Annotated in this window: 3 protein-coding genes; all 3 read right to left on the reverse strand. The window is 65.9% G+C overall.

What is annotated here, in order from left to right:
• The coding region (locus H537_RS0139725) for an NAD(P)(+) transhydrogenase (Re/Si-specific) subunit beta (RefSeq protein WP_043462349.1) at nt 1-1,007 on the reverse strand (1,007 nt) is incomplete at its 3' end.
• Nucleotides 1,004-1,210 (reverse strand): hypothetical protein, encoded by a 207-nt coding sequence (locus H537_RS54255; protein ID WP_156902284.1) that lies wholly within the window; start codon nt 1,208-1,210, stop codon nt 1,004-1,006. The genes H537_RS54255 and H537_RS0139725, both read right to left, overlap by 4 nt.
• 21 nt (nt 1,211-1,231) lie before the next feature.
• Nucleotides 1,232-1,357 (reverse strand): proton-translocating transhydrogenase family protein (locus H537_RS52105; protein WP_043462345.1); only part of this gene is annotated, 126 nt, incomplete at its 5' end.

The following is a 1,357-nucleotide window of genomic DNA, read 5'->3' on the forward strand; positions in this document are numbered from 1 at the left end:
GCCACGGCCAGGCCGTAGCCCGGGACGATCACCACGGTTTCCGCGTTGCCCAGGATGAAGGCCGCGTCGTCGGCGCTGCCGCTCTTGACGCTGCGCTGCTCCTGCGTGCCCTGGGCCGCGCTGGCGGCATCGCCGCCGAAGCCGCCCAGGATCACGTTGAAGAAAGAGCGGTTCATGGCCTTGCACATGATGTAGCTCAGGATCGCGCCCGAGCTGCCCACCAGCGAGCCGGCGATGATCAGCATCGAGTTGTTGAGGCTGAAGCCGATGCCCGCGGCGGCCCAGCCCGAGTAGCTGTTGAGCATCGAGACCACCACCGGCATGTCGGCGCCGCCGATGGGGATGATGATCAGCACGCCCAGCACGAAGCTCAGCGCCAGCATCGCGAAGAACGCCGGCCAGCTCTCGGTGAACGTGAACACCAGCCCCAGCGCGATGGTCGAGAGGCCCAGCACCAGGTTGAGCAGGTGCTGCCCCGGGAACACCACCGGCGCGCCCTTGAACAGGCGGAACTTGTACTTGCCCGAGAGTTTTCCAAACGCGATCACCGAGCCGCTGAAGGTGATGGCGCCGATGGCCGCTCCGAGGAACAGCTCCAGCCGGTTGCCCGCCGGGATCTGGCTGCCCTTGGCGGTGATGCCGAAGGCCCAGGGCTCGGCCACGGCCGCCACGGCGATGAAGACCGCGGCCATGCCGATCATCGAGTGCATGAAGGCCACGAGCTCGGGCATCTTGGTCATCTGCACGCGCTTGGCCATCACGGTGCCGGCGCTGCCGCCCACCAGCAGCCCGATGAGCACCCACACCAGCCCGGAGGCGCCGGCGGTGCCGAGGTCCTCGGCCAATTTCAGGATCAGCGCCGCGGTGGTGACCACCGCGATGCCCATGCCCGTCATGCCGAAGACGTTGCCGCGAATCGACGTGGTGGGGTGGGACAGGCCCTTCAAGGCCTGGATGAAGCAGACGCTGGCCACCAGGTACAGCAGCGTCACGAGGTTCATGCTCAAAAGAATGTCTCCGGTTCCGGTCGGTGAGGTGCGTCAGGCGCCGTGCTGAGTTCTGCAAACCCCCAGGTCAACCGATGAACCACCACCCAAGCGATGAAGAGAAGTGCGCCAACACTCCAGTGGGTTGCCATGCCGATGGCCAGTGCGATTACTGCCGCAGCGAACAGCGACAGGCAAAGATGGCAGCGTGCGACCTTGTCCATGGTGAGGAACCTGATCGCGCTTTAGTGCGCCGGCCGGACCGCCAAGGCCGCAGCAGGCGTCTTGTCCTTCTTCTTGAACATTTCCAGCATCCGGCGCGTCACCAGGAAGCCACCGAAGACGTTCACCGCGGCCAGCGCCACCGCCAG

It is taken from the genome of Azohydromonas australica DSM 1124 (assembly GCF_000430725.1).
Classification (GTDB): domain Bacteria; phylum Pseudomonadota; class Gammaproteobacteria; order Burkholderiales; family Burkholderiaceae_C; genus Azohydromonas; species Azohydromonas australica.